General features: G+C 70.2%; 3 protein-coding genes and 1 pseudogene. 2 read left to right on the top strand and 2 right to left on the bottom strand.

Annotation, left to right across the window (positions count from 1 at the left end):
• Positions 1 to 192, top strand: a 192-nt coding sequence (locus tag ABNT58_RS13775) for a helix-turn-helix domain-containing protein (protein ID WP_348754035.1), incomplete at its 5' end; no start/stop codon positions are given.
• 4 nt (positions 193 to 196) lie between these two features.
• Here ABNT58_RS13775 and ABNT58_RS13770 read toward each other — a convergent pair.
• A complete protein-coding gene (locus ABNT58_RS13770) occupies positions 197 to 1,150 on the bottom strand; it encodes a 2-hydroxyacid dehydrogenase (protein WP_348754036.1) in 954 nt (317 codons plus the stop codon).
• 26 nt (positions 1,151 to 1,176) lie between these two features.
• The gene (locus ABNT58_RS13765; RefSeq protein WP_348754034.1) at positions 1,177 to 2,133 is read right to left on the bottom strand and encodes a tripartite tricarboxylate transporter substrate binding protein; all 957 of its coding nucleotides are present in this window, start codon (positions 2,131 to 2,133) and stop codon (positions 1,177 to 1,179) included.
• A 112-nt stretch (positions 2,134 to 2,245) separates the two neighbouring features.
• Between ABNT58_RS13765 and ABNT58_RS13760 the strand changes: the two are divergent.
• Positions 2,246 to 2,379, top strand: a pseudogene (locus ABNT58_RS13760) (citrate synthase); the annotation flags it as partial.

Here is a 2,379-nt window from a genome sequence, read left to right as displayed (position 1 = left end):
GAAGGCGCTTCGCTGCAGGCGCTGAAGGACGAAGCCCGCCGCGCCCATGCGCTGGACCTGCTGGCCCGCACCGGCCGCCCGATCAAGCAGATCGCGCAGGCGGTGGGCTTCAACAGCGAAAAGAGCTTCGCCCGCGCCTTCCGGGGCTGGGTGGGGCAGTCGCCGAGCGAGTGGCGAAAGGCGGGTCGTTGAGGGCTCAGGTCGTCAGGCTGTGCGTGGGCCGCTGGCCCGCCAGCGCTTGCGCCAGGCTTTCCAGCACCAGCTCGCCCATGGCATGCCGCGTTTCTTCGGTGGCGCTGGCGCGGTGGGCCTGCAGCGTCACGTGATTCATGTCGAACAGGGCCGGCGGCACGTTCGGCTCGTCGACGAATACGTCCAGGCCAGCGCCGGCGATGCGGCGCTCGCGCAGTGCCTGCACCAGGTCGTCTTCACGCACCAGGCGGCCGCGGGCCACGTTCACCAGGACGCCTCGCGGGCCCAGCGCGTCCAGCACCGCGGCATCCACGATGCCCTCGGCCTGGTCGGCGGCGGCGCACAGCACCAGCGCGTCGCTGTCATGGGCCAGCTGCAGCAGCTGCGGCTCAAAGGTCCAGGGCACGTCGGCCATCTCGCGCAGGTCGGTGTAGCGCACCGGGCAGCCGAAGGCCGCCACCCGGGTGGCCACCGCGCGGCCCACGCGGCCCAGGCCCACAATGCCCACCCGCAGGCCGCTGAAGCGGCGCGCCAGCGGCAGGGCGCTGGGCTGCGGCTGCCGCACCCAGGTGCCGGCGCGCACGAAGCGGTCCACCGCGCACAGGTTGCGGCACACCGCCAGCAGCAGCGCCAGGGCCAGGTCGGCCACGTCTTCGGTCAGCGCGCCGAAGGTGCCGGTGACAGGCAGGCCGCGCTGCCGGGCATAGGCCAGGTCCACCGCATCGGTGCCCACGCCGTTGACGGCGACCACTTCCAGCGCGGGCAGCCGTTCCATCAGGCTGCGGCTGATGCCGGTGTGGCCACCGGTGATCACGCCGCGCATCAGCGCGCCGTGGCGGCGGATGTAGTTGTCCGGGTCCGGCTGCTCGAACAGCCGGTGCATGGTGTACAGCGCCTGCAGCCGCTCGTTGATTGCGGGCACCAGGATGGGATTGAGCTGGAGGATGTGGGGCTTCATGTTCATGGGTATGCAAGGGGGTGGCGTCACTCGGGTTCGATGCCGGCGGCCTTGATCACGGCACCCCAGCGCTTGAATTCGGCGGCCTGGAAGCTGGCCAGGTCGGCGGGGCCGGTGACGAAGGGCTCCATGCCGTTCTGCTCGACGAAGCGACGCACGCCTTCGGCGCCCATCGCCTTGCGCATCAACTCGTGCACCCGCTGCACCACCGGCGCCGGCGTGCCGGCGGGCGCGTACACCGCGTTCCAATAGCTGATCTCATAGCCGGGCAGGCCGGCTTCGGCGATGGTGGGCAGCTCGGGCACCAACGGCGAGCGCTGCGGGCTGCTGACGCCCAGGGCCTTGAGCTTGCCGGCCTTGACCTGCGGCAGGCTGGTGGTCAGGTCCACGATCATCATGTCGATCTGCCCGCCCACCAGGTCGATGATGGCCTGCGGGTTGGCCTTGTAGGGCACGTAGTTCAGCTGGGTGTGCGTCATCTGCTGGAACAGCTCGGCCGCCACCCGTGCCGACGAGCTGCCGGCCCCGAAAGTCATCGGCTGCTTCTTCGCGGCCGCGGCCAGTTCGCCCACGTTCTGCGCCTTGACCGACGGATGCGTGACCAGCAGCAGGTAGCCCTTGACCAGCGCGCCCACCGGCGCAAAGTCCTTCACCGCGTCGTAGGCCAGCTTCTTGAAGAGGTGCGGATTGGCCGCCTGCGTGGTGTTGGTGGTGATGAACAGCGTGTAGCCATCGGGCGCCGCGCGGGCCACCGCCTGCGCCGCGATGCCGCCGCTGGCGCCGGCCTTGTTGTCCACGATCACCGGCACCTTGGTGTCGGCGGTGATCTCCTGCGCGATGGCGCGCGCCAGCCCGTCGGTGGTGCTGCCGGCGCTGGAGCCCACCACAAGCGTGATGGGCTTGGCCGGGTAGGTGCTGGCCCGTGCGGCGGGCAGGGCGGCCAGGCACAGCAAGGTGGCGGCCAGCAGGGGGTGTGGGGTCATGGTTTGTCTCCGTGGTGTGCCTGCATGCTAGGAAGCGGCGTCCACCACGGTCAATATTGATCATCAAGATCAACTGCGTAACATCCGGCGTCCACATCACCGCCTGCAGCCCATGTCCACCTGGATCACGATGGAAGAAGCCCGCGCCGCCCTGGGTGTGCGGCCGCAAACGCTGTACGCCTACGTCAGCCGGGGCCGCATTGGCGTGCAGCCCGACCCGCAAGACCCGCGGCGCAGCCTGTACCG

Source organism: uncultured Aquincola sp. (assembly GCF_964001545.1).
GTDB lineage: Bacteria > Pseudomonadota > Gammaproteobacteria > Burkholderiales > Burkholderiaceae_C > Aquincola.
This window is presented reverse-complemented; position numbering and strand designations above follow the sequence as displayed.